A 20,031-nucleotide genomic window follows, 5' to 3' on the forward strand; every position below is an offset into this window, starting at 1 on the left:
TTAAAACATTAATATAATATATATTTCAGATGTAAGGAAAAGTGTAGCTGCATTGCGCAATAAATAGACTGATGATAAATATAGCGTAAATTAAGCTGTTAAAACCGCTATTTGCCAGCTATATGTTTTCTTGTGCTGTCAGGTGCCCTGAGCGTAAGCATCAGAAAGCCAGACGCTAATAATAAATAATAGTGATCTGTTTTAATATTATTCATTCATTTAGCTTGCCTTAACGCGTTCACCAGGTCAGATGCCCTTTTTTGCAGGATGTGAGACAGGATGCCATGGACCACTACTTTTCCCGTTTTGAACAGCGTCGTCCCCCTCCGGCGCTGCAGACACCGCGCTGGGTTATTATCTGCTGGCAGGTGCTGGCCGTTGCCGGACTGATTCTGGGCGCAAACTACATTCGCTGGCGCTGGATGTCCTCGCTGAACCCTGATGCGCTCTGGTATGCGGTGCCGCTGGCGCTGGCAGAGACCTGCGCCTGGTTTGGCACACTGCTGTTCACTATCAACATCTGGCAGGAGAAAGATCCGCCCTGTCCGCCTGCGCCGGAGGAGATTAACCAGTGTCTGCTGCCGGCAGATCAGGCCGCGCCGCGACCTATCCGGGTTGACCTGTTTATTGCGACCTACTCAGAAGATCCGGAGCTGGTCAGGCTGTCGATTCAGGATGCCTGTAAGGTGCACTATCCCGCCGCTATCGATTACAAGGTGCACGTGCTGGACGATGGTCGTCGCCCGGAGATGCGCGCGGTGTGTGAGCAGGAAGGTGTCAATTACATTACCCGCGACAACAACACCGGGTTCAAGGCGGGCAATATCCGCAACGGCATGGAGCACACTGACGGCGATTTTCTGGTGATCTGCGATGCGGATACCCGTGTTTTCCCGACGCTGCTGGTGCATACGCTGGGCTATTTCCGCGATCCGGACGTCGCCTGGGTGCAGACGCCGCAGTGGTTTTATGACCTGCCTGAAGGTGAGCGTCTGCCGGCATGGCTGCGGCGCCGGACCGGCTGGCCCGGCTGGCTGCTTGGCAGCCTGAGTGAAAAGCTGTTTGGCCCGCTTACCGTGGGCAGCGATCCCTTCTTTAACGATCCGCGTATGTTCTACGACGTGATCCTGCGCCGCCGCAATGCGGCCAACGCGGCGTTCTGCTGCGGTGCCGCCTCTGTCCACCGGCGCGAAGCCGTTATGCAGGCCGCCCTGCGCAGCTACGCGTTTAACGTGGAGGAAGAGATTGCGCGCTTTACGCAGGATATCCGCGATGAGGAGACGCGTCAGGCGCTGTCACAGGCGATGCGACCGCACATTATTGCCGACACGGAGCTAACGCCCTATAAATTCCACGTCTCTGAAGATATCTATACCTCAATCGTACTGCACGGTGACGCCGGTCGCCGCTGGCGTTCGGTGATGCATCCGGGCATTGAATCCAAAATGCTCTCGCCGCAGGATCTGCTGACGTGGATGATCCAGCGCTTTAAGTACGCTGCGGGTTCGCTGGATATTCTGTTTCATGACAAAATTTTCAGCCGCCGCCGCTTTAAGCTGAGCGCGGCACAAACGCTGATGTACGGCACAACGTTCTGGTCCTACCTGGCCTGCATCTGGAACACGGTGTTTCTTATCTCGCCGCTGATCTATCTGTTTACCGGTATTCCGCCGGTGGCCGCTTACTCAACGCCTTTTTACCTGCATTTTCTGCCGTTCTTTATCGTCTCTGAGCTCGCCTTTATGTTCGGCACCTGGGGGATCTCCGCGTGGGACGGTCGCGCCTCTTATCTGGCGTTCTTCTCTGTCAACCTGCGGGCGCTCGGTACGGTGCTGCGCGGGGAAAAAATCAAGTTTCACGTCACGCCAAAGGAGCGGCAGAGCGGGCGTTTTCTCTACCTGGTGAAGCCGCAGCTGGCGATTGTGGCGCTGACGCTGCTCGGGCTTATCTGGGGCGGTATACAGGTAGCGCGCGGCAACGTCGATGACCCTTCGGGTTACGTCATCAACATTTTCTGGGGAGCCGTCAACATTGCGGCGATGCTGCCTATGATTATGGCTGCGCTCTGGACGCCGCCGGCACAGGAGACGGCAGACCATGAGCCTTAAAGCGGGACTCTATAGCGCACGCAGCTATCTCACCATTCTGATCGGCTTTCTGATCGGCTTTGCCATTGTGCTGTGGGTTGAACATCAGATGCCCACCCGCACGGAAACCACCGATGGAATTATCCTCAGCGAAAGTTTTCCCGCGCTGCCGGAGACGCGCGAGCTGACGTTTGAGGAGGCGGTGTGGGCACGCGTGGCGTGGCAATACTTTGTCAATAACACGCAGCCCAACGGGCTGGCTAACGCGGAAGCGGATAACCCCTGGCTGAGCCTGTGGAGCAGCGGCAGCTATCTGCTGGCAACCATTGCTGCCCGCCAGCTGGAGGTGATTGACGCCGCTGAGTTTGACGACCGCATCGGCTCCGCGCTTGAGGCGCTGGGCAGGCTGCCGCTGCAGCCGGATAAACTTCCCGCCGCTTTTTATCAGGCTGAAACCCTGACCCCGCTCGACCAGGATCCGGCGCGCCCCGGCTCCGCTATCGATATGGGCCGTCTGCTGATGCCGCTGCAGATCCTGCTGTGGCGCTATCCGCAGCACGCTGCCGCCGTACAGCAGCTGCTGGCGGGCTGGCAGCTGAATGCGCTGCTGCAGAGCAGCGGTCCGCAGGGTGCCAGCCTGCCGGTCAATCGCTGGGTGATCCGCAGCGACGACCCGCGCGGCAGCTACGGCTATCGTCTCTATGCGGGCAGCGTGCTGCGGCTGATCAACAGCACCGCGGGACTGGCAGTCAGCCAGCCGCCGGACGGGCTGAAGATGATTGAGATTGAGGGGCACGCGGTGCCTGATGAAGGGATCCGCACGCCGTGGGGCAAACAGCCGTCGCTCATCAGCTCACCCTATCTGCTGACCGGGCTGGAGCAGGGATTTGACGCGCGCAGCGGTGAGATCAGCTGGCGCATTATGCAGATCCTGCAGCAGCGCACCGGCAAACCTGACTCACGGGGGGATATCAGCGCCGACTATGCCGAACAGGCACCCGATTTCAATGCGGCGCTGCCGGGCCGACAGCCGCAGCGCGGCGCACCACAGCATACCGTCGCCCCGCTGCCCAACCAGGCGCTGCTCTCGGTCCGTACCGCCTTTGCCTGGTATGCCCTGTTCCGCAATCGCTGGAGCGACGCGCTGCGCCAGCAGATGCTGCCGCTGCTGGTGCCCGGCAAAGGCTGGCAGGCGGGATTTAACCCTGACGGCAGCGTGAACGCTGCCCTGAATGCCGATACCAACGCGATGGTGCTGGAGAGCCTCTCCTATATCGCCCACGGACAGCTGCTCTGCCTGGGCTGCCTGTCTCAGCCCCCCGCAACCGCACGCAACAAGGAGCAAGAACGATGAAAGTGCTATCGCTACAACACGCTGGCCTGGCGGGGCTGACGCTGCTGCTGACCCTGTGGATGCTGCCGCTGCAGGCGGCCGTCAGCCTGCCCGCCTCCGACTATAAAAGCCGCCACGGCGAGCTGACCGCGCGGGAGATGCAGGTGGCGCGCAACGCCTGGTCCTATTTTGTCGCCAACTATCAGCCCACTACCGGTCTGGTGAACGCGGTGAATAAATACCCCTCCACCACCATGTGGGACAGCGGCTCTTACCTCGCCGCGCTGACGGCAGCACGCGAGCTGGGGATCATTGATAAAGCGGAGTTTGATCGCCGCTTTCTGCAGTTTATCGCCACGCTGAACAAGCTGGTGCTGTTTCAGAACCAGGTGCCAAACAAAGCCTATAACACCATTACCGGGCAGAAAGTCGATTACCTGAACAAACCGGGCGAGATAGGCTTCTCCGCTATCGATATTGGCCGCATGCTGCTCTGGCTGAAGATTATCAAAGAGCGCTATCCGGAGCATGGCAACAGCATTGATAACGTCGTGCTCGGCTGGGACTTTACCCACGTGGTCGATGAGTGCGGCACGCTCTATGGCGCCTATCTCGATAAGCAGAAGCAGCCTCAGTACGTACAGGAGGGCCGGCTTGGTTATGAGGAGTATGCGGCGGCGGGCTATCAGCTGTGGGGATTTACCACCTGTCAGGCGAGCCGGCCTGAGCCTTATGCGCTGGCGGATATCTACTGCGTGCTGGTGCCCTACGACTCGCGCGATCCGCGGCTGACCAATCAGCATAACTACGTGGTTACCGAATCCTATCTGCTGCACGGGCTGGAGATGGGCTGGGACAACAGCGACGATCGTGAAGCGCGCCCCAACAACCACTCTCATCCGTGGATGAAGAACTTCGCCGATCGGGTCTATCAGGCGCAGGAGAACCGCTACATGATCACCGGTACCCTGACGGCGCGCTCCGAACACCAGCTCGATAAATCCCCCTACTTTGTCTATGACACCGTCTTCAGCGACGGCTTCAACTGGAACACCATCACCGATAAAGGCCAGTATGTGCCCAATGTGGCGGCTGTTTCGCTGAAGGCCGCACTCGGCATGTGGGTGCTGTGGAACTCCCCTTATACCGATCGCCTGTTTGACGCGATTGAAAACGCCGATGAGAAAGACAAAGGCTACTACGAAGGGCTCTATGAGAATGGCGACGGCCCGATCAAAGAGTTCACCGCCAACAACAACGGCATTATGCTGGAAGCGCTGCTGTTCAAAAAACAGGGCAAGCTGCTGCGCTTTAACACTAACGATGCGCGCAGCCGCAGCTATGCGCCCTCCCTGTGGGAAAAGCGCCTGGTAGATCTGTTTGAAGAGAACAACACGCGTCGCAACCGGCCTTTCCTGGAGGTGACGCCCGGCATAAAAACCTGGTGCGATCAGAGCGGGACCGCCGTGCGCAGCGCACCGAAGTGCAGCGCCTGCAAATGCGCCCGCTGCGACAGCAGTGCGCCCGTTAAACTTCCGCCGGTAGCGACCTCATGCCTAAAACCCTAGTGCGTATCACCGGTCTGGTCGTGGCTCTGCTGCTGGCGCTCGGGGCCTGGCTGCTGCTGCGTCACGAGGGAGACGGCTGGCGCTGGCTGGTGAACGGCGGCTGGCACACCACCGCCCGCACCGGCGCGCTGACGCCTGAAGAGCAGCGCTGGGCCGCGGTGGCCTGGCGCTACTTTGAGAATAACAGCGAGGCGAACAGCGGTCTGGTTAGCGGCAGCGACCGGCGGCCGGTGGTCAGCCTGTGGCAGATGGGCGATACCCTGATTGCGCTCACGGCGGCGCGCGAACTGCAGCTTATCGACGATCGCCGTTTTGACCACCAGCTCAGTCAGCTGCTCGGCAGCCTTAATCGCCTCCCCCTCACCCGGAGCGGCGTGCCCAATCTGCTCTATAACAGCCGGACGCTGTCGATGGTGGGCTACAGCAATACGCCACAGGTGATCGGCTGGTCCTCACGCGACATGGCGCGTCTGATGATGGCGCTGCAGGTGGTCGCAACGTTTCACCCGCAGTACGGGGAATATCTGCAGCGCATTATCCTGCGCTGGAACTTCTGCCCGGTGGTGGATAAGCAGGGCCAGCTCAGTGCGGGCATGTGGCAGCAGCAGCAGATGCGCATCCAGCCAGAGGGGCGGCTGGGCGACAGCGAATACAGCGCCGCTGGTTTCGGGCTGTGGGGCTTTGCTAACCAGCAGTCGCTGCAGCCTCCGGCGCAGCACGTCATTATCGACGGGCTGGCGCTGGATATCGACAGCCGCGATCCCCGCACCACCTGGACGCCCGCCGCCCTTACCACGCTGCCCTGGGTGCTGAGCGGAATGGAGTATGGCTGGCAGCTGCCGGGCGCCGACCGCGCGCAGATCCGGCAGCAGCGCCAGCGCGCCAGCCTGGTCTATCAGGTGCAGGAGCGTCGCTGGCAGCGTCAGGGCATTTTAACCGCCCGCAGCGATTTCGCCCTGAACGTCGCGCCGTGGCACGTCAACGACACCATTTTCGCTAACGGCTACGCCTGGAACACGCTGACCGATGACAATAAATGGGTGCCGACGCTGGCGCAGGTCTCCACCCGCGCGGTATTTGGCCTCTGGGCGCTCTGGGACACGCCGTTTACCGATGCGCTGATGCGCACCACCCGGCTGCAGTACGATCCGGCGCGCGGCTGGTATGAAGGCCGCACCGAGGCGACCGGGGAGTACAACCGCGCTATCACGCTCTCTACCAACGCCACGGTACTGGAAGCGCTGCTTTTCAAAACCCACATGAAGCCGCTGATCGACAGCGGAAATAGCGAGAACCGCCAGTTTTTCCGTCAGCAGCTGGCCGATCCGTTCCGTGTGCCGCAGCGCTGTCTGCCGGTCACCGCCCCGCTGGCCGAAGAATAAGGAGAAACTGATGCCGGAAAGCCTGTTACCCAAAGCGCTCGATTCCCTGCGCGCCGCGGTGCTGATGTATGACGCACAGGAGCGGCTGGTGGCGTATAACCAGCAGGTAGTCTGTTTCTACCCCGGAATGGAGCAGCGGATCCGCGTCGGCATGACGCTGACCGAGCTGGCGCAGGATTTTATCGCTTCCGCCTACATGACAGAGGATGACCGCAGCCGTCAGGCGATGATCGATAACCTGATAAGCCGCTGCCGGCTCGACAATCACAGTGAGATGCGGCGCATCGCTAACCGGCAGGTGTTTGTCCAGCATAACCGCACGCCTGAAGGCGGCATCGTCAGTCTGCATATTGACGTCTCGGGCTATACGCTGATTGACGCATCGCGGCGGCAGCTGCACGCTGACTTTGTGCTGGCGGCGGAATCGACCCAGATTGGCATCTGGGACTGGCAGCAGCAGCACGATCTGCTGCAGGTCAACGATGCGCTGCTCAATATGCTGGGCTATCCGCGTGAAACCTGGCACTACAGCGCCACTTTTCTCGATACGCTGCTGCACCCGGACGATCGCGAGCCGCTGCAGCAGCTGTTTGCCTCCGCCAGCAACAAACAGCTGCCGGTATTTGAACGGGAAATTCGCCTGCTGCACCGCAGCGGCAACTATCGCTGGATGCTGCTCTCCGGTCAGGTGGCCAGCGTCACGGTCAGCGGCGAGACGGAACGCGTCATTGGCACGCTGCAGGATATTACCAAGCGCAAAGAGGCAGAGCAGCTCTCGCTGCAGGCGATTGCCGCTGCGCACGCGGCCAATGAAGCCAAAAGCGCGTTTCTGGCGAACATGAGCCATGAGATCCGCACGCCGATGAACGGCATTCTGGGTATGACCCAGCTCTGTCTCGACACCCGGCTGACTGCGGAGCAGCGCGAGTACATGACGCTGGTCTATCACTCAGCCCACACCCTGCTGCGCATCATTAACGATATTCTCGACTACTCCAAAATAGAGGCGGGAAAAATTGAGCTGGATGAAGAGCGGTTTGAGATCCGCCCGTTCCTGCACGCCGTGGCGCGGCCGCTGATGCCGGCCGCCAGCGAAAAAGCGCTGGAGCTGCTGATTAACGTCACCCCGGATGTTCCCGCCACCTTTCTCGCTGACACCGTACGCCTGCGCCAGATCCTGACCAATCTCATCAGCAACGCGCTGAAGTTTACCCATCAGGGCGAGGTTGAACTGGCCGTGACGCGCGATGCCACGCACAACCGGCTGCGCTTTCAGGTGCGCGACACCGGCATCGGTATTCCACCGGAGAAGCAGCAGCTTATATTTGAATCGTTCAGCCAGGCAGACACCTCGACCACCCGCAAATATGGCGGCACCGGGCTCGGGCTGACCATCTCTGCCCGGCTGGTGGAGCGGCTGGGCGGTTCGCTGACCGTACAGAGTGAACCGGGGCGCGGCAGCACGTTTACCTTCTCTCTGCCGTTGCCGGCAGAGACAGAGAGCGATCCGGTGCGGCATTCGCCGCGCCTGGCACCGTTACCGGTACTGGTGGTGGATGACAACGCCACTAACCGCCATCTGCTGAGCGACATGCTGCGCAATATGGGTCTGCAGCCCAGCCTCGCCGCCAGCGCCGCCGATGCGCTGGCGCTGCTGCAGGCGCAGCCGGACTTTCCGCTGATCCTGCTGGATGCGCAGATGCCCGATCGGGATGGCCTTGACCTGGCGCGGGAGATCCGGGCAAACCCGCAGCTGGCAACCAGTCAGATTATTATGCTCAGTTCAATGAGCCGGGCGATGGATGCAGAACAGCTGCGGCAGCTCGGCGTGAATAAGTTTCTGGCTAAACCGATCGATCAGCGTGAGCTCTATGACGCGCTGGCGGGTGCCTCCGGGCAGCGCCAGCCCGCCAGCAGTGCGGAAAGTGCGCCGGCCAGCCCCGTGGCCGACCCCGCCACGCAGGCGCTGCGCATTCTGCTTGCCGAGGACAATCTGGTGAATCAAAAGCTTGCCGCCCATTTCCTCACCCGGCTCGGTCATGAGTTCGCCATCGCCGGTAACGGGCTGGAGGCGCTGACGCTGCTGGAGCAGGATGGCTGGGACCTGGTGCTGATGGATCTGCAGATGCCGGAGCTGGATGGTGAAAAAGCGACGCGTCTGATCCGCGAACGTGAAGCCGCCGCATCGCCGCCCCGCCACCAGCGCATCATTGCCATGACGGCGCACGCGATGAAAGGCGACCAGGAGTACTGCCTGCAGAATGGCTTTGATGGCTACGTCGCCAAGCCGGTTAGCCAGGAGATGCTGCATCAGGAGATCAGCCGGGTCATGGCGCTGCCTGACCCGGCGGCAGGCGACACGCCTGCGCCAGCCGGCAACGCCGCCGCGCTGGCGCAGCAGCTTGGGCTGGACGCGACGCTGCTGCACGAACTGCTGCTGCTGTTTGCCGATTCGCTGACGGAGATCGAAACGCAGCTGCTGACCGCGCTGAGTGAAGGCGACTGGACGAGCGCGTCACGCCACTGCCACAAGCTGCGGGGCGAAGCCGCCATATTTGGATTCACAGACTTAACCCATACGCTGCAGACCGCTGAAACGCAGATCCGCCAGGGTGACGCCATCGATGCCGCCCGGCTGCGCGAAAGCCTGATACACGAGTGTACGCGGGTGCGTCAGCAGCTGCGCGCCCTGCTGGAGGAGAAGTGATGCGTGGTTTACTGTCCCTGTTACTGATAGTCAGCCTGCCCGCAGCCGCAGCCAGCGAGGTGCCGGTCAGCTGGTCGCTGGCCGGACAATGGCGCGTGCATGACGCGAATACGCCCGGCTTTGAGGGCTGGCGCGAAGCGGACAGAAAATGGCCGACGCTGCGCGTCCCTGCCAACTGGTATAGCGCCGGTCGCGATCATCAGGGCGCGCTCTGGTACCGCCATGAGTTCTCGCTGCCGCCGCTGCAGGCGGACCAGCGGGCGACGCTGGAGTTTGACGGGGTCGATTACATGGCTGACGTCTGGCTCAACGGCCGGCGGCTGGCGCAGCATGAGGGATATTTCCAGCGCTTTGCTGTCGATCTCACTGACAGCCTGCGCCGCTACAACCGGCTGGCCGTGCGGGTCGACAGCCCGCGCGAGGCGACGCCGGGCACTTGGCCGCTGCACAAGAACCTGATGAAAGGGATCCTGAACCAGCACGATACGCGTCCCGGCGGAGCCTGGAGCGATCGCGGTCAGGAGGCGAACTCCGGCGGCATCTGGGCGCCGGTACGGCTGCGCATCAGCCGGGGGGCAACGATCGATCGGCTGATCCTGCGTCCCGACTGGTCTCAGGGGCTGGCGCAGCCGCAGCTCTCTGCCGGGCTGCACTACCGCGCCCCGGTCGCGGCTGACGTCACGCTGACCCTGCGCGCCACACCGGATAACTTTCCCGGCCAGGCGTTTGAGCTGCAGCAGCGCGTACGGCTGGAGGCGACCGGCGATACGCCCGCGCATCTGCAGGTCACGCTGCCGATGCCGGCGGCGCGGCTGTGGTGGCCGGTGGGCTACGGCAAACCCCATCTTTATCAGGTCAGCGCCACGCTCCGTGACGATCGCGGCGTGATGGATCGGCGCAGCAGCCGCACCGGTCTGCGCAAGGTGGAGGCGCTGGAAAATAATCAGGGCTGGCGCATCAACGATCGGCGGATCTTTGTTCGCGGCACCAACTACATCGGTTCCCCGTGGCTCAGCACCATGAACAAAGCGCGCTATCTGCGCGATTTTACGCTGGTGGAGAAGATGAACGCTAACGCTATCCGCGTGCATGGTCACGTGGCGGGCCGGGCGCTTTATGAGGCGGCTGACGAGCGCGGCCTGCTGATCTGGCAGGATGTGCCGCTGCAGTGGGGCTATAACGACTCTGCCGCCTTTGCGGATAACGCGGTGGCGCAGACCCGCGCCATGACCGCGCAGTTTGGCAACTCGCCGGCTATCGTGGTCTGGGGCGGCCAGAACGAGCCGCCGTTTAACTCGCCGTGGATGGAGAAGCGCTTTCCCGACTGGCATAAAGATCTTAACCGCACCCTGACCCGGCGCGTGGCAGAGGCGCTGGCGGAAGATCGCAGCCGCATTGTGCATCCTTACTCTGCTGTGGAAGAGCACTACTGGGCAGGCTGGTATTTTGGCACGCTGAATAATCTGCTTGAGCCGGCGAAAACGGCCACCGTCACGGAGTTCGGTGCGCAGGCGCTGCCCGATCTGGCCACCCTGAAGAGCATCATTCCGCGCCGCGAATGGTGGCCAGCCTCAACCGAACCCGGCGATCCGCTCTGGACGCGCTGGAAATATCACAATTTCCAGCCGATCCAGACGTTTAAAAACGCGGGCATCAGCCGGGGCAAGAACATCCATGACTTTATCAAAAACACCCAGCGCTATCAGGCGCAGCTGGTCGCCGTGGCTGCCGAGAGCTACCGGCGGCAGCGCTTCCAGCCGGTGACCGCGCTGTTTCAGTTTATGTTTGTGGAAACCTGGCCCTCAATCAACTGGGGCGTGGTGGATTACCTGCGTCAGCCGAAAGCGGGCTATTACGCCCTGCAGCGCGCCTACCAGCCGCTGCTGCCCTCTATCGATCCGCATACCCTGAACTGGCAGGCCGCCAGACCCGGCGCGCTGTCACTCTGGGTAATTAACGATCTGCCGCAGGCGTTTCCGGCGCTTACGCTGCGCTGGCGCGCCACTCAGCAGGGTCATCTGCTCGCGCGCGGTGAACGGCAGGTCGCGGCGGCGGCTGATACCGGCAGTAACGTGCTTGATGTGCCGCTCACCCCCGTCAGCGCTACTCCGCTGCGGGTGCAGACCTGGCTTATCGACGCACAGGGTAAAACGCTGGCAGAAAACCAGCTGGAGCTGGAGGTGGCACCCGCCGACGCCAGATAACTGCCCGCCCGGCACGGCAGCGGGCGTGGCGGTTTACTCATCGTTGGTAAAGCGACCGACGCGGGTGGCGCCGGCGAGCGCGTGACCTTTAAGCTGAGCGATCAGCGCATCATGCGTCAGCCCGGCCGGCAGCCTGTCCGGCGGCAGATCGGTGGCGATAATCACAAAGTTGTAGTGATGCATGCCGCTGCCCGCAGGCGGACAGGGTCCATAGTAGTGCGCCGTGCCTGGGCTGTTGGTGCCGCCGGTATAACCGGTTCCCCTGCTCAGCTCGCCGCGCGCAAACTGCTGCCGATCCGCCGGAATGTTATAGGCGACCATATGCACCACGCCCAGCCCTTTCGCACCCACCGGATCGGTCATCAGCAGCGCAAAGCTGCGTGTGCCCGGCGGCGCATCGCGCCAGCTGAAGGCGGGTGAGAGGTTCTCGCCGCTGCACGCCGGATTGCCCGGTTTATTGCCGGCAAACGCCTTCTGCAGCATACCGCCATCCTGAAAATCGGGCGACTGCAGGGTAAATACCGGCGCGGCCAGCGCGCTGACCGGCAGCGCCAGCGCCAGTAACGCCATTTTTACGCTGTTCATAACAAGCTCCCGTAATAAATCGCTGAGCATCAAGTATATAACCTGTTCAGCCGCGCGCGGGCGACTACACTGCTAATCGCGCCCTCTTACCCGCAAGGAGTCCGGGATGTCTGTCCCACCGCTGTCGCACTTTCTACCCGCCACGCGCCTGTGGTTTACACAGACGTTCGATCAGGCGACGCCGGTTCAGCAGGCGGCCTGGGAGGCGATCGCCGGCGGCAGCCATACGCTGGTTGTGGCGCCGACCGGCTCCGGCAAAACGCTGGCGGCGTTTCTGCACGCCATCGATGCGCTGTTTCGCGAGCGCAGTCCGGATGCCGCCGTTGCGCACGAAGAAACCACGCGCGTGCTTTATATCTCGCCGGTTAAAGCGCTGGCCGCCGACGTGGCACGCAACCTGCAGCTGCCGCTGGCGGGCGTCAGCGCATGTCGTCAGCAGCAGGGCGAGCCGGCCATCACGCTCCGTTGCGGGATCCGCAGCGGCGATACCCCGGCGCGCGAGCGGGCAGCGCTGCGCCGCCATCCGCCCGATATCTTAATCACCACGCCGGAGTCGCTCTATCTGCTGCTGACCTCGCAGGCGCGCGATACGCTGCGCGGCGTCACCAGCATCATCGTTGATGAAATTCATGCGCTGGCGGGCAACAAACGCGGCGCCCATCTGGCCCTGTCGCTGGAGCGGCTCGATGCGCAGCTGGCCCGGCCGGCGCAGCGTATCGGGTTATCCGCAACGGTAAACCCGCCGGAGACCGTGGCGCGCTTTCTGGCCGGTCGCCGCCCGGTCACTCTCGTCAACCCGCCGCTGCCGCGCCCGCTGCAGCTCCGCGTCACGGTCCCGGTGCCGGATCTCACGGCTCCCCCGCCGCTGCCGGGGAGCGAAAGCGAAGCCGGCGCGCTCTGGCCGCATCTGGAAGCGGGAATACTGGCCGCGGTGCTGCGCCATCACACCACGCTGGTGTTTACCAATTCGCGCGCGCTGGCAGAGAAGCTGACGGCGCGCCTTAACGCCCGCTGGCAGCAGCAGCAGCGCGATGACGCTGCAGAGATTGCACGTGCGCACCACGGCTCCGTTGCCCGGGAGCAGCGCCTGCTGATCGAGAGCGCGCTGAAGAGCGGTGCGCTGCGCTGCGTGGTGGCCACCTCCAGCCTGGAACTGGGGATCGATATGGGCAGCGTCGGACAGGTGATTCAGGTCGGTACGCCGCCGTCGGTCGCCAGCGCCCTGCAGCGCACCGGACGCGCCGGACACCGGCCGGGCAGCACGCCGCAGGGGGAATTCTGGCCCCGATCGCGCAGCGATCTGCTGCAGACGGCGGTGATCGTCACGGCGATGCTGGCGGGCGAAACGGAGCCGCTGACCGTGCCGGAAAACCCGCTGGATATTCTTGCCCAGCAGACCATCGCTGCCGCCGCCATAGCGCCGCTGGAGGCTGGCCGCTGGTTTAAGCAAGTCACGCGCAGCGCGCCTTTTCTTACGCTGTCGCGGCACGATTACGATGCGGTGCTGGCGATGCTGACGGGACGCGACGACACTGACGCTTTCTCCCTGCTGCGCCCGCGGCTGATCCACGATCCGCAGACGGATCGCATCACGGCCCGGCCCGGCGCAAAGCTGCTGGCGATTATGCACGCCGGCGCCATTCCCGATCGCGGCAGCGTCAGCGTGATGCTGCCGGAGGGTGAGGCGCAGGCCGGTACCCGCCGCGTGGGCGAGCTGGATGAGGAGATGGTTTACGGCTCGCGCGTCAATGACATCGTGACGCTGGGAGCCACAACCTGGCGTATTCAGCAGATTATGCGCGACCGGGTGATTGTCACACCGGCACCGGGACGCACCGCACGGCTGCCGTTCTGGCAGGCGGATGCGCCCGGACGCGCCGCATCGCTCGGCGCGGCGCGCGGCCGCTATCTGCGTCAGGCCGCAAACGGCACGGCAGAAGACCCGGCGCTGGACGCGCACGCCCGGCGTAATCTGCAGACGCTGCTGCGTGAGCAACAGGTGGCGACCGGACAGCTGCCGGACGATCGCACGCTGCTGATTGAGCGCTGTGCGGACGACAGCGGCGACTGGCGCATTATTCTGCACTCGCCGTGGGGCAGACGCGTGCACGCGCCCTGGGCGCTGGCGCTGGCCGATCGGCTCGCGGAACAGCACGGCATAACGGCTGACGTGGTCGCCAGCGACGACGGCATTGTGACGCGTCTGCCGCCGCATGCCACATTTTCACTTTCCGACTGGCTGCAGTTTACGCCGGATGAGTTACAGCAGCGGGTCAGCCGCGCCGTCAGCGGATCGCCGCTGTTTGCCGCCCGCTTTCGCGAATGCGCCGCCCGCGCCCTGCTGCTGCCGGGTCAGCGTGCCGGGCAGCGCACCCCGCTCTGGCAGCAGCGGCTGCGCGCCGCAGAGCTGTTTGACGCCGTGCGGCCGTTCCCGGATTTTCCGCTGCTGCGGGAAACCGCGCGTGAATGCCTGCAGGATGTCTATGATCTGCCCGCGCTGCAGCAGCTGATGGCGCAGATCCGCGCCGGAGAGGTGCAGCTGCGCGAGGTAACAACTGACGCGCCCTCGCCCTTCGCTGCCGCGCTGCTGACCGGCCATCTGGCTGACGCCGATCGCCGGGCGGTGCCGCAGGCTGAGCAGCTGGCCGCACTGCTGGCGCTGGATACGTCACTGCTCAGCGAGCTGATCGGGGCGCTGCCGCCAGAGCAGCTGCTGGACGCAAACGTCATTGCGCAGACGGAAGCGCTGCTGCAGCGCCTGACGCCAGCACGCCAGGCTACCGGCGAGGAAACGGTGGTGGATCTGCTGCGCGAACTGGGGCCGCTCAGCGCCGGAGAGATAGCCCGGCGCTACCGGGGCGCGCCGCCGCTGGCAAACGTGCTGGAAACCCTGCAGCAGGCGGGCCGGATCCTGCCGGTTACGTCTGGTACGCAGGCCTGTTTTGCGGTCGCAGAAGATGCCGCCCGCCTGCAGGCGCTCTCCGGTGGCGGCAGCGCAGTGCCGGAGAGCGCGGTTCACCCGCTGCAGGGGCTGGTCAGGCGCTATCTGCAGACGCACACGCTGGTGAGAGCCAGCCAGGTCGCCCGGCATTTTGGCCTCGACGCCGGCACGGCAGAGAGGCTGCTGGCGGAGACGCCGGGTGTCGTCAGAAGCGAACCCGCCTCCGGCGGGGTGCAGTGGATCGCCGCGCCGGTATTCCGGCGTCTGCGGCTGGCATCGCTGCAGGCGGCGCGTGAGGCGACCCAACCCGCTGCGCCGGCGGCATGGGTGCAGGCGCTGACGGAGCGCCACGCGCTTACCGCCCGGCTCAGCGGTACAGAGGGTCTGCGCCGGGTGATCGCGCAGCTGGCCGGCGTGGCCCTGCCTGCCGGGCTGTGGGAGAGCCAGATTTTTCCGGCGCGTATCGCTGATTACCAGCCCGCGCTGCTGGATGAACTGCTGGCGAGCGGCGAGGTGCTCTGGCGCGGCAGCCGCGCAGCCGGCACGCGACAGGAGCGGGTGGAACTCTGCCCGGCTGACGCCGCTGCCGCAATCATGACGCCACCGGCGGAGACGCAAGTCGTGACGCTGTCACCTCTGCAGCAGCGGATCGTGGCGCACCTGCAGCAGCACGGCAGCGCAACCTTCCGGCAGCTGCAGCTCGCCACCGAGAGCGACGCCGGTGATGGTGCGTCACCGGAAACCGACGCGGCGCTGTGGGATCTGGTGTGGCGTGGCTGGATCACGTCGCAGAGCTGGCAGCCGCTGCGGATGCCGCCGCTGCGCAGCAAACCGCGTCCGGCACGCCGTCGCCGCATGGCCGGACGCCATTTTGGCGCGGCACCCGGCGGCGCCGGGCGTCCGGCCCTGGCCGCCACCGTGACGCTGCCCGGCAGCTGGACGCTGCTGAATATCAGACCGGCGTCCGATACGGTGCGGGCGCTGGCGCTGACCCGCGCCCTGCTGGACCGCAGCGGCGTGGCAACGCACGGCGCCGCCCGCAGCAGCGCGATCCCCGGTGGTTTTCCGGCGCTGCAGCCGGTGCTGCGCGCGATGGAGGATGCCGGACACCTGCTGCGCGGGCGTTTTGTCAGCGGCATGGGGGCCGCGCAGTTCGCTGAGCCGGCGCTGATTGAGCGTATCCGTCAGCTGCAGCGCGCGCCGTCCGCTGCGACGCTGGCGCTGGCTACGCTGGATCCGGCTAATCCGTTTGGCACCCAGCTGCCGTGGCCGCTGACCCTCTCCGGGACGAAACCGCTGCGGCGCAGCGGCAGCTGGGTGGTGCTGTTTCAGGGAGAGCCGCTGCTCTGGCTGCCGCCCGGCGGTAAACAGCTGCATACGTTTATGGCAGATATATCGCCGGAGATCCTGCAGCAGGCGCTTGGCGCGCTAGCCGCGGCCCTCCGGCGCGAGCCGCGCCTGCGCTTTACGCTGGAGCAGATTGATGGTTCTCCGGCCAGCCAGTCGCCGCTGACGGCGCTGCTGAAACCGGCAGGCTTTGCGCGCGTACCGGGCGGCTACAGCTGGGATGGCTGAGCGCGCAGGCGCAGAGCGTGCTGCTGCAGGGCGGCGCGCTGGCCGGCGGTCGCCTCCGGCCACGCCAGCTGCGGAAACAGATAGAGCCGGACGCTGAACAGATGAAACAGCGGCGTAAACAGGCGTTCATCATCCAGCGCCAGCGCTTCCAGCTGCAGCAGCAGCAGATCCAGCGTCTGCTGCAGTTCAGCGTGCGGGGCGCTCTGCAGCGACTTCAGCCGCTGCTTCAGAAAGCGTCCCAGCTCATAGAAAAACGCCCCGCTGTCGAGCAGGTAATTACCCAGCAGCACCCGGTGCCGCGCATAGTAGTCGAAGCTGTTGACGCCCAGCCACACCTCATTAAGCAGCATACCGGCGCTGCTCATATCTGACTGCGGATCGAGACGCAGACGCGGCAGCACCATGTTGACCTTATCCAGCATCAGGCTGATAAAGCGCTGCCGGGCCGGCAGGGATGAGCCGTTGCGCTCAATCTCCTTAATAAAGCGCAGCAGCTCGCGCAGTCCGCGCCGCACCGCGCGCCGCGCACTCCACGACGGCCGCTTGTTGCGCATAATGGCCGTGGCGATCGCGGCAAACAGGACACCGGTCACCGAGGCGATGGCGTTATTCACCAGCAGCACCAGATCCGGCTTCAGATGGTGACCAAAACCGATCAGTCCCGGGATCTGAATCGCCACGCTCAGGCCAATCAGGTTGGTTGCCGGGCGGGCGATTGTCAGCGCCAGCATAATAAGCCCCGGCGCCATGCAGATTATCAGCGCCTCAAACGAGGTCGCCTGCGGCAGCAGCAGCGCGACATACACCAGGCTGATACCAATGGCGATCAGCACGCCGCGCACGAACAGCTTCATCGAGGTGAGCGGCGTATCGAGGCTGGCGAAAAAAGAGCTCAGGATCGCCGCCATAACCGGGGCAGAGGCGCCGTCGCGCCACCCGCTTCCCATCCACAGCAGGCAGCTGCCAAAGGTGGCGCAGAAAGCGGTCAGCGCCGAAAGACGGATAAGCCCGCGATCAAAGAAGCGGTGGGTGCGTCTGCCGCGCGCCAGTGCGGTGTCACCCGACAAATCGCTTACCATGCCACTGACGCTCTGATACGCCCCGGCGATGCGCACAAAGTCGATCATGCGCTCCAGCAGCCCGCTCAGCAGCAGGCAGTGTTCCACCGGCAGCTCGCCGGCGCGCCACGCCGCGTTGATCTGCGCCTGCCGGTGGGTCAGCTCCAGCTGAATGCCGATCACATCGCCCGGCGCCTCTCCGTCGCTGAGCCACTGCAGGAACTGCTGAAATCCCTGCGCCACATAGTCAGGCAGCAGGATATTGCGTGCGGCCAGGCGCTGCAGGCGCAGCTCGATGGCGGTCAGCGTCGGGATAAGATAGGAGAGATGCTGATACTGCGCGCTGACTAAGCGGATCAGCCGCCGGGCAGCGTCACCCTCATAGACGCAGTGGGTGATCAGAATTTCCACCTGCTGCGGTGCGGTAGCCATCTGCGTCAGGATCGCTTCCCGCTCGGGCGAGACGGCGCTAACCGGCCCGGAGAGCAGATCGTGACAGAGCCGGCGGCCGGTGAGATACCACTGCGTCACGCTCTGCTCCAGCAGGCTGCGCATGGAGACCGGAAACAGCAGGCCGTGTATCAGGCTGCTGCAGACAATGCCTAAGGTGATCTCTTCAATACGCGACAGCACCGTACTGGTAATGCCCCACGGCGTGTAAACTTCCGGAAACCCCATAATCGCCGCGCTGTAGCCCGCCAGCATAAACACATAGCTTTTGGGCGTCCGATCATGCAGTGAGAGCCAGAGACAGCCGCTGACCCAGAGTGAAATCACCAGGCTGAACAGCAGCGGATGCGCCACCGTCAGCGGAAAAATCAGAAAGATAAACAGGCCGCCCAGCAGCGTGCCGAGCAGACGAAACAGCGATTTAGAGATGGTCGAGGCGGAGTAGAGCTGCGAAGCGACAAACACCGTCGTCAGCGCCCAGGCGGGGCGATCCAGGTTAATCTCCAGCGCCAGCCAGAGCGCCAGAAACGCAGCGAGCGTGGTTTTTACGGCAAAGAACAGAGCGGGTCGGGTAAGCCACGGCATGTCACAGGGACCAGAAGGCACTAAGTGCGGCGTATCCTGCCAGATTGCTGCCTGCGCTCACGCAGATAACTACGACAAATTGTTTCGTCATCAAAATTTATGCTGGATGATACGCCCCGCGTGTGCGGTTATCCGTTAACGCCGCTTATCGAAGCTGCCGGTGCCGCAGCGACCAGCGTAGTGGCTGCACGGCACCGGAGGGAATCGTCCGGTTAACAGATAAAATGTGTCGGCGATCACATTTCTCAGCTGTGCGGCGGCTCCATAAAATTATTTTGTGCAGACCGCCGCCTGCACAGCCGTCAGTAGTCCACGATCGTCACCCAGTTGGCATCGCTGCCCACCGGCGCTTCACCGGTGCGCGTCAGCGCCCCGCTTTGCGGATCGATGCGGTAACTGCCAATCACCGCGCTCTTCTCGCCGCTGACCACCAGCCCGCGTCCGTCCGGGGTAATGGCAAACCCGCGCGGCTGCTTCTCCACCGGCCAGCTGCCCGCTAACGTCAGCGCCCCGCTCTCTGCATCTACCCGGTAGCCGCTCAGCGTACTGCTGGTGCGCTCGCTGACGTAGAGAAAGCGCCCGTCCGGCGTGAGATGAATATCGGCGGCCCAGATACGCGGCGTGGGATCGCTGTATCCCGGCGGCCGTTCGCGCCCCTCTGCCAGATGATAAGAGGCGGCAACCGCGCTGGGGAATTCAGCAACTTTTACCAGCGCCCCGTTCGCCTCACGCCGGAACTGCGTGATCACCCCGCCCATTTCGCCAATGTTATACAGAAAGCGCCCGTCTGCGGACATTACCGAGTGGCGCGGGCCGTTGTTTTTAGCCGTAGCGACATACCCGCTGCCGAGCGCGGCCAGCGTGCCGCTGTCGCTCAGCGTCAGCTGCAGCACGCGGTCGGTGCCGAGGTTGCCGACATACACCGTTTTGCCGGCTGGATCCGCAATGGCAGAGTGAGCGGCAGGCCCGGTGGCGTACCGGCTCACCGGCGGTGCGCTGAGTGTCGCTTCCGGCGTCAGCCGGTATACATCAACGACGTTACCATCATACGAGGCCGCCAGCAGAAAACGCCCCTGCGGCTCAGCGACGATCCAGGGATAACTGGCGGCGGCGGGCACCTGCTGCTTCTGCGTCAGGTCGCCGCTGCGGCGATCAATCACCCAGCTTGCCAGCTGCAGCGGCTTGCTGCGGATCGCCGCATAAAGATGGGTTTTATCGGTGCTGAGCGCCAGCGGCATCACCTTGCCGTCCGCCGGAGTATGGCCCAGCAGGTGCAGAGCGCCGTGCTGATCCAGACTGTAGCGCGCAATCGTGCCGTCGCCGGCTTCTGAAACATAGACGTAAGTCTGCGCCAGCAGCGGCGTACTGCCTGCCAGCGTCGCCAGCAGCAGCGCGGCGCGTAACGGTTTTATCATAACAATCTCCGGGTCAGGAAATGGCACATGCGAAGCAGCACGGTCCGGGGGGATCTGGCAATCGGTCGCTCTTATATAACACCCTTCCGCGAATGAGTGACAAACTATTGCGGCAGACCGGTCGCGCAATATCCGCTAACG

General features: G+C 63.6%; 10 protein-coding genes. 7 read left to right on the forward strand and 3 right to left on the reverse strand.

Translation table 11 applies throughout. The features are described 5' to 3' along the window. Nucleotides 1-284: 284 nt before the first annotated feature. From DBY66_RS01535 to DBY66_RS01560, 6 genes are read left to right on the forward strand one after another with little or no spacing between them, the layout of a single operon-like run. Nucleotides 285-2,108 carry a cellulose synthase catalytic subunit gene (locus DBY66_RS01535; protein ID WP_108569315.1) on the forward strand — a complete coding sequence of 608 codons (1,824 nt, stop codon included), beginning with the start codon at nt 285-287 and terminating at the stop codon, nt 2,106-2,108. Continuing rightward, nucleotides 2,098-3,441, forward strand: a complete 1,344-nt coding sequence (locus DBY66_RS01540) for a DUF3131 domain-containing protein (RefSeq protein WP_039384349.1) — start codon at nt 2,098-2,100, stop codon at nt 3,439-3,441. Before DBY66_RS01535 ends, DBY66_RS01540 begins: the two co-directional genes overlap by 11 nt. Nucleotides 3,442-3,500: 59 nt before the next feature. Further along, nucleotides 3,501-4,988 carry a DUF3131 domain-containing protein gene (locus tag DBY66_RS01545; RefSeq protein ID WP_224144859.1) on the forward strand — a complete coding sequence of 496 codons (1,488 nt, stop codon included), beginning with the start codon at nt 3,501-3,503 and terminating at the stop codon, nt 4,986-4,988. Then, nucleotides 4,973-6,370: a DUF3131 domain-containing protein gene (locus DBY66_RS01550; protein WP_108569314.1), complete on the forward strand. Its 1,398-nt coding sequence runs from the start codon at nt 4,973-4,975 to the stop codon at nt 6,368-6,370. The genes DBY66_RS01545 and DBY66_RS01550 overlap by 16 nt, the downstream gene beginning before the upstream one ends. 10 nt (nt 6,371-6,380) lie before the next feature. Further along, the gene (locus DBY66_RS01555) at nt 6,381-9,077 is read left to right on the forward strand and encodes a response regulator (RefSeq protein ID WP_104084963.1); all 2,697 of its coding nucleotides are present in this window, start codon (nt 6,381-6,383) and stop codon (nt 9,075-9,077) included. Further along, entirely contained in the window at nt 9,077-11,281 is a 2,205-nt protein-coding gene (locus DBY66_RS01560; protein WP_104084962.1) for a sugar-binding domain-containing protein, read from the forward strand. Before DBY66_RS01555 ends, DBY66_RS01560 begins: the two co-directional genes overlap by 1 nt. Before the next feature lie 33 nt (nt 11,282-11,314). Here DBY66_RS01560 and DBY66_RS01565 read toward each other — a convergent pair whose 3' ends face one another. After that, complete coding sequence (locus DBY66_RS01565) at nt 11,315-11,851, reverse strand: YbhB/YbcL family Raf kinase inhibitor-like protein (RefSeq protein ID WP_233207423.1); 537 nt, start codon at nt 11,849-11,851, stop codon at nt 11,315-11,317. 121 nt (nt 11,852-11,972) lie between these two features. Between DBY66_RS01565 and DBY66_RS01570 the strand changes: the two genes are divergently transcribed. Then, complete coding sequence (locus DBY66_RS01570) at nt 11,973-16,382, forward strand: DEAD/DEAH box helicase (RefSeq protein WP_108569313.1); 4,410 nt, start codon at nt 11,973-11,975, stop codon at nt 16,380-16,382. On the opposite strand, the gene DBY66_RS01575 is transcribed toward DBY66_RS01570, so the two are convergent. Both DBY66_RS01575 and DBY66_RS01580 read right to left on the reverse strand, forming a co-directional pair. Continuing rightward, nucleotides 16,364-18,475: an FUSC family protein gene (locus DBY66_RS01575; RefSeq protein ID WP_108569312.1), complete on the reverse strand. Its 2,112-nt coding sequence runs from the start codon at nt 18,473-18,475 to the stop codon at nt 16,364-16,366. The genes DBY66_RS01570 and DBY66_RS01575 overlap by 19 nt on opposite strands. Nucleotides 18,476-18,777: 302 nt before the next feature. Continuing rightward, nucleotides 18,778-19,890, reverse strand: a complete 1,113-nt coding sequence (locus tag DBY66_RS01580) for a beta-propeller fold lactonase family protein (RefSeq protein ID WP_108569311.1) — start codon at nt 19,888-19,890, stop codon at nt 18,778-18,780. Between the last annotated feature and the right edge of the window lie 141 nt (nt 19,891-20,031).

It is taken from the genome of Pantoea sp. RIT413 (genome assembly GCF_003057675.2).
Taxonomy (GTDB): domain Bacteria; phylum Pseudomonadota; class Gammaproteobacteria; order Enterobacterales; family Enterobacteriaceae; genus Pantoea; species Pantoea eucrina.

Excerpts from the sequence above, each read along its gene's own strand:
- DBY66_RS01580 (WP_108569311.1), bottom strand. The coding sequence starts at position 19,890 with ATGATAAAACCGTTACGCGCCGCGCTGCTGCTGGCGACGCTGGCAGGC.
- DBY66_RS01550 (WP_108569314.1), top strand. The coding sequence starts at position 4,973 with ATGCCTAAAACCCTAGTGCGTATCACCGGTCTGGTCGTGGCTCTGCTG.
- DBY66_RS01535 (WP_108569315.1), top strand. The coding sequence starts at position 285 with ATGGACCACTACTTTTCCCGTTTTGAACAGCGTCGTCCCCCTCCGGCG.
- DBY66_RS01555 (WP_104084963.1), top strand. The coding sequence starts at position 6,381 with ATGCCGGAAAGCCTGTTACCCAAAGCGCTCGATTCCCTGCGCGCCGCG.
- DBY66_RS01560 (WP_104084962.1), top strand. The coding sequence starts at position 9,077 with ATGCGTGGTTTACTGTCCCTGTTACTGATAGTCAGCCTGCCCGCAGCC.
- DBY66_RS01565 (WP_233207423.1), bottom strand. The coding sequence starts at position 11,851 with ATGGCGTTACTGGCGCTGGCGCTGCCGGTCAGCGCGCTGGCCGCGCCG.
- DBY66_RS01540 (WP_039384349.1), top strand. The coding sequence starts at position 2,098 with ATGAGCCTTAAAGCGGGACTCTATAGCGCACGCAGCTATCTCACCATT.
- DBY66_RS01570 (WP_108569313.1), top strand. The coding sequence starts at position 11,973 with ATGTCTGTCCCACCGCTGTCGCACTTTCTACCCGCCACGCGCCTGTGG.
- DBY66_RS01575 (WP_108569312.1), bottom strand. The coding sequence starts at position 18,475 with ATGCCGTGGCTTACCCGACCCGCTCTGTTCTTTGCCGTAAAAACCACG.
- DBY66_RS01545 (WP_224144859.1), top strand. The coding sequence starts at position 3,501 with ATGCTGCCGCTGCAGGCGGCCGTCAGCCTGCCCGCCTCCGACTATAAA.